Source organism: Listeria rocourtiae FSL F6-920 (genome assembly GCF_000525975.1).
GTDB classification, from domain to species: domain Bacteria; phylum Bacillota; class Bacilli; order Lactobacillales; family Listeriaceae; genus Listeria_A; species Listeria_A rocourtiae.
Genome location: NZ_AODK01000077.1, coordinates 1 through 6,317, shown reverse-complemented (window position 1 = coordinate 6,317; position 6,317 = coordinate 1). Strand labels below are relative to the sequence as shown.

The 6,317-nt window shown below is 40.3% G+C and carries 5 protein-coding genes; 1 reads left to right on the top strand and 4 read right to left on the bottom strand.

Annotated features, from left to right (window positions below):
* From PROCOU_RS15700 to PROCOU_RS15690, 3 genes are all read right to left on the bottom strand, one after another.
* On the bottom strand, window positions 1-1,657 hold a 1,657-nt coding region (locus PROCOU_RS15700), incomplete at its 3' end, for a pectate lyase-like adhesive domain-containing protein (RefSeq protein WP_244266349.1).
* A gap of 97 nt (window positions 1,658-1,754) precedes the next feature.
* Entirely contained in the window at window positions 1,755-4,706 is a 2,952-nt protein-coding gene (locus PROCOU_RS15695; protein WP_036074296.1) for a toxin Cry1Ac domain D-VI-related protein, read from the bottom strand.
* Between the two features lie 124 nt (window positions 4,707-4,830).
* On the bottom strand, window positions 4,831-5,577 hold the full coding sequence (locus tag PROCOU_RS15690) for an immunoglobulin-like domain-containing protein (protein WP_036074294.1): 747 nt from the start codon (window positions 5,575-5,577) through the stop codon (window positions 4,831-4,833).
* Between PROCOU_RS15690 and PROCOU_RS15685 the strand changes: the two genes are divergently transcribed.
* Window positions 5,570-5,773 (top strand): hypothetical protein, encoded by a 204-nt coding sequence (locus PROCOU_RS15685; protein WP_036074292.1) that lies wholly within the window; start codon window positions 5,570-5,572, stop codon window positions 5,771-5,773. The two genes, PROCOU_RS15690 and PROCOU_RS15685, sit on opposite strands and share 8 nt — an antisense overlap.
* 43 nt (window positions 5,774-5,816) lie before the next feature.
* On the opposite strand, the gene PROCOU_RS17880 is transcribed toward PROCOU_RS15685, so the two are convergent.
* On the bottom strand, window positions 5,817-6,317 hold a 501-nt coding region (locus tag PROCOU_RS17880; protein WP_036074290.1), incomplete at its 5' end, for a toxin Cry1Ac domain D-VI-related protein.

Below are 6,317 nucleotides of genomic sequence, written 5' to 3'. Positions count from 1 at the left end.
GATATCTTTTTGTAAGTCCGCTTTTTACTGTTGGATCTTGTACTTTGTTTACTAAAGCTTGGGCTGCGTCAATTGCCGCTTGGTCTGTTGTTGCTTTAATGCCTGTTTTTGTTGCATCTGTGAATAGGGCATCAACAGCAGTTCTAGCTGCGTCTTGATCAGCAGTACCTTTTTGTACGACGGTTGTTGCGCTAGAAGTCTGAGAATTCCATGTTGCCGTTGCCGTAACGTTCGCACCAACTGCTTGTTTTGGAATAGTAATGCTGTATTTACCGTCATCCCCAGCTTTTCCTTGGCCAATAATTGTTGACCCCACTTTGATTACAACATCTGCTTTTGGTTCTGCTGTCCCTGTTGCCAAAGTGGAATCTGTGTCTAATTTATTAATTGTTGTTTGGCCGATTGCTTTTGATGAAAAACTTCCGCCCACAATTTTACCAGTTGCTCCAGTGTTATATCTGCTATTAAATAGCGCATTATTGGATACCAGTTTCGTTTGTGACACGCTCTTCAAATAGCCTGACAATGTAAATTGGGCATTTATAACGCCTGGATAAGTCGCGGTTGGCATAGGGTTTGTAACAGTTCCACGATCCCATGTACTAACACCTTGACCAGATTGTAAGATGACATTAACTGGACTAGCGTACGATCCCAATGCCGAACCTGCTGAGTTAAAGTTTGTTATAGAGAAGTTGGAGCCTTGTGCTAGCTTAAACGTATCACCAGTAATTACTGCACCTTGAGTCCCGTTACTCTCTACTTCAAAAGTTGCCCCTGCTTCTACAAAAATATTACCTGTAGTTGCTTCTACCGCTTCTTCCACTGGATCACCTGCAACAGCTTTTAAAACGCTTCCTGGTTGGAAATACATGCTACTTCCAGCTGCTAGATGGATAGCTTGGAAGTTATCAGATTTTAAATCCATATTTCCATAGTTTATAAGTGTAAAATTTGTACCGCCATAAATCGATGCAGCTTTTGATCGAGTTATTAAGTTAGCATTATTTCCTACAATTAATTTTCCTGATGCAGCTTCCGAATTGATAGGCGAATTCCTTCTTGCAGTTGAGGTCGTAGCAAAATATGCGATTGCATTATCCATGATTGTTAAGTCTTTTCCTTCATACACTTCTTCTGTTGACGAAATGCTAGTAACAGTTCCATCAATAATTAGATGTCCAGATGGTAAATAAATCATTTGTCCACCGCTGTGATCTACATTCTTATAGGTAACCTCTAAGTTGGCAACACTCCCCCAAAACAATCCATAAATATCTGTATTCGTGATTCTTAAGTCTTCTATTAACCCTACAGTATTTGCCGTGGTTAGTCTAATTTGTTTGCCATTAGCATTTAACGTATGGTCATTTCCGTGAATATTTTTCGTTGTATTCGTTACAGATGTTGTTTCTCCAATGGTAATATCAGCATTGATATAGATATCTGTGATAGCTGCGCTTGTAAGAGCCGCTTTTAATTCAGACCAAGTACTAACTGTTACACCGTAATACGGAAGAGCTTGTGTACTGATTGTCCCTGCTGCGTTTTCTGCTGCGAATACATTAAATGGTGCTGTAGTCATTAATTGACTCCCGATGAGTGTTGCTACTAACGCTATGCTACTTCCCTTTTTCAATAACTCTTTTTTCTTCATTTATACACACTCCTATGATTTACATTCCATATAATTAAGTAGATGAATTTTGTTAAAAATTAACGTAGCGGCACATTACATACCACTACGTCAGAACCTATTTTGTAAATGCTGTTGATAAATCACTAGTCATGCGTTTGTCACTGTTTTTGGCTTGTACTTGAACGCTTGTTGCGCTTGGCGCTACATATGCTTTGAATGTAAAGCTACCGTCTGAATTCACTGTCATTGTGCTCACATTTTGCGTTCTCACAGCTACGCCATTCTCGTAAATTGTAATTAATTCTGTCCCTTTTGGCGCTGTCCCAACGATGTAGTTACCTTCCATTTTTTGTAGTGTTGGTGCTGCTAATTTCGCCACAGCAGAGCCTGTTACTGTCGTGCTTGCTACTCGTGATGTATTGTAGCCTGTACTATCTCGGATCTCAATTTTGATAACTGTCCCTGCTACTTGTTTTCCAATGCTTGATTGGAATGTGCCATCCGCTGCGATTGATCCTGTCTTAACGGCTACACCATTGATGCTGATACGGAAACTCGTTGCTGATCCGGCTGTTACAGAACCTCTGATTACATCATCGTCTACAGTAACAGGACTAAGAACTGGTTTTTCATCATTAGTAATGGTTACTGTTTTACGAGCTTTTTCTGTCTTATCTTCATAGCCTACGACTTCTACTTGTGAACCTGCTTTGATGAAATTGTTAGTCGCGATACTATATGTGCCATCTGCGTTGATTTGACCGACTTTTACAATAGTACCGTCAACGGATAGGCGAACACTCGTGATACTTTTTCCAACTGTTCCTGTGATAGCTGTCGCAGTAAGACCAGCATCGTTAACTGTTAAGCTGTAATTCGCTGATGCGCTTGTTGTGTTTAGTAGCTGTTGTGCTTTGTCTAAATCTTTTTGTAAATTCGATTTAATTGTTGAATCTGTTACTGCATCAATAGCTTTTTGTGCGTCATCAATAGCCTTTTGATTAGTTGCTGGTTTGATAGCTCCTGATGTTGGGGTATTGTTGTTGAATAGTTCATCCACTGCTTTTTTCGCAGCATCTTGTTTCGCTTTTTCTACTACCTCTGCTGCAGTTTTTGCGTCTAGTAAGTTTTGAGCTTTATCTAGATCTGCTTGGCGCTCCGCTTTCACTGCTGGATCTGTGATGGCATCAACTAGTTTTTGCGCGTCATCAATAGCCTTTTGATTAGTTGCTGGTTTGATGGCTCCTGATGTTGGGGTATTGTTGTTGAATAGTTCATCCACTGCTTTTTTCGCAGCATCTTGTTTCGCTTTTTCTGCTGCCTCTGCTGCAGTTTTTGTGTCTAGTAAGTTTTGAGCTTTATCTAGATCTGCTTGACGCTCCGCTTTCACTGCTGGATCTGTGATGGCATCAACTAGTTTTTGCGCGTCATCAATAGCTTTTTGATTGGTTGCTGGTTTGATGGCTCCTGATGTTGGGGTATTGTTGTTGAATAGTTCATCCACTGCTTTTTTCGCAACATCTTGTTTCGCTTTTTCTGCTTGATTAGCAGCTGCATTGCGTTGATTTAGCAATTCTTGGGCACGATTTAAATTTTTCTGTGGTTCTACTTTTAGCGCTGAATCTTTGATTTTATTGATTTCTGCTTGTGCGCTGTCAATTGCTGCTTGATCTGTAGAAGCTTTAATCGCATCACTTGCTGGTGTGTTATTTAAGAATAGTTGGTTCACTGCGTAGTTAGCTACTGCTTGTTGCGCTTGATCTGCTTGGCTCGCAGCTGCATTGCGTTGATTTAACAATTCTTGTGCGCGATTTAAATTTTTCTGTAGATCTACTTTTAGCGCTGGATCTTTGATTTTATTGATTTCTGCTTGTGCATTGTCAATTGCTTCCTGATTTGTAGAAGCTTTAATCGCGTCACTTACTGGTGTATTATTTAAGAATAGTTGGTTCACTGCATAGTTAGCTACTGCTTGTTGTGCTTGATCAGCTGCTGTTTGGGTTGTGCGATTGTTCAATAATTCTTGGGCACGGTCTACTTGCTTCTGTAATGCTGTTTTGGTTACCGCGTCAGTAACTTTGTTGACTGCATCTTGTGCTCTATTAATTGCTGATTGATTTGTTGTTGATTTAATGGCATCAGTAGCAGGATTATCATCCATGTATAACGCTTTGACTAACTGATCTGCCGCTGTGTTATCTGCTTGTTGTTGTGTGCGTGTGTTTAGCAATTCTTGGGCTTTTTGAATGTCCGCTAGCATTGCCGTTTTTTGTGTTGCATCTGTTACTTGGTTTACTAGTGCTTTAGCCGCATCAATCGTGCTTTGTGTCGTTGTTGGCTTGATTGAACCAGATGTTGGTGTGTTATTAGTAAATAGCGCATTAACAGCGTCGCGGGCTGCTGTATTTTTAGATGCTGTGTTATTTGTGAACTCTGTTTGTGCTTTCGTGATTAGATTAACTAACTTGTCCTTTTCAGGAGATGCCGGTGCGGTTGATGCAGCGGCTCTTGCTGCATCGATTTCTGCTTGCGTAACGCCTGATCCAATGGCTGTTAAGCTACCATCTTGGAATAGGTTATACACTTTTTGGCCGAATGCTGTATCATATTGATATCCCATATATTGAGCTGTATAGAATGTGTGGTAACTATTTGGATATGCTTTACCGCTTGGATACAAACCTTCCGTTGAAAAGAACGAATATGGGCTTGTTAAATTTTGATCGCCTACATAAATATAAACAAATTCATTTTGAGCTCCAGCAGCATATTGGGAATAAAATTCTCTTGTTGTTCCATTTGGTAATACTACTTTTACGCCGTAACCTTTGGCGAACTTAATCATGTTAAGCGTAATATATTGTCCGTCAAATCTAACCATTTGCAAATAAGGTCCTGGTGATACTTCTAGTACTTTATTTTGTGTTGGTGGTGCTACATAAATTGGTGCAGTTGCTGAGACTGCTGCCTTTACTGGTGTTTCAGAAAGTACGTTAAATGGTGTTGCAATGCTCGTCCCCAAGATCGAAGTCATTGCTAAAATACTTACTAATTTTTTTGATTTCATGTGAAATGATAACCCCTTTTTTATTCTTTTATTTCCATAATTATTACTATTCTTAATCAAGAATCTTGCATGTTATCTATTACCTCGCCCTTCATTTAAGCGAAGAGCAAGGCGTTTTGAAAATTTATTTGGTTAATGCTGTTGATAAATCACTAGTCATGCGTTTGTCACTGTTTTTGGCTTGTACTTGAACGCTTGTTGCGCTTGGTGCTACATATGCTTTGAATGTGAAGCTACCGTCTGGGTTTACTGTCATTGAGCTTACGTTTTGGGTCCTTACAGCTACACCATCTTCATACACGGTAATACTTTCTGTTCCTTTTGGTGCTGTTCCAACGATGTAGTTACCGTCCATTTTTTCTAGAACTGGTGCTGTCAATTTCACTACCGCTGATCCTGTTACTGTGACACTTGCCGTGCGTAGCGTATTGTAGCCTGTAGTATCTCTAATTTCAATCGTAACAACTGTTCCTACGGCTTGTTTTCCAATGCTTGATTGGAATGTACCATCTGCTGCAATTGTTCCTGTTTTCACCAAAGAACCGTTGATGCTTACGCGGAAGCTTGTTGCTGATCCTGCTGTCACAGAGCCTTTCACTGCATCATCATCAATTGTTAGCGCATCTAGAACTGGTTTCTCATCATTGACAATGCTCACTGTTTTACGAGCCATTTCTGTCTTATCTGTATATCCTACGACTTCTACTTTTGAACCTGGTTTGATTAGATTATTTGTCGCAATGCTATAGGTGCCATCTGCGTTAATTTGACCGACTTTCACAATAGTACCGTCAATAGACAGACGTACAGTTGTAAAGCCATTTCCTGCTGTTCCTGTAATTGCTTTAGAGCTTAATCCTGCATTGTCCACTGTTAGATTATATGCAGCTGGTGATGCAGATGTTGCTAGTACTACACCTGTTGTTGCTGGACCTTTTTTACCATTTGCATCGACTGGGCGTACTTCAAATGTATCGCCAACTTTTAAGCCAAAACCTTGGGCATACAGCTTGAAGTCTCCGTTTGTTGGTGTAGATACTTTTTTTACGAACGCCGTTGATGTATAGTTCTACAGTTACTGTATTCGCATCTACTTTTCCTGTAATATACTCATCTGTTACGCCATAAGCATTTACTTTTGGTGCTGTTAGTGTTGTATTTTTTCGCGTCTAGTAAGTTTTGCGCTTTATCTAGATCTGCTTGACGTTCTGCTTTGACTGCTGGATCTGTAATCGCATCGACTAGTTTTTTCGCGTCATCGATTGCTTTTTGATCCGTCGTTGGTTTGATTGCTCCTGATGTTGGTGTATTATTATTGAATAGCTCATCCACTGCTTTTTTCGCAGCATCTTGTTTCGCTTTTTCTGCTGCATCTGCTGCTGTTTTAGCATCTAACAAGCTTTGCGCTTTATCCACATCGGCTTGTAAGGCTGCCTTTACTGTCGGATCTGTGACTTTGTCGACTAGGGCTTGGGCTGCATCGATAGTTGCTTGGTTTGTTGCTGGTTTGATTGCATTGCTTGCTGGTGTATTGTTATTGAATAGCTCATCCACTGCTTTTTTCGCGGCATCTTGTTTCGCTTTTTCTGCTGCATCTGCTGCTGTTTTAGC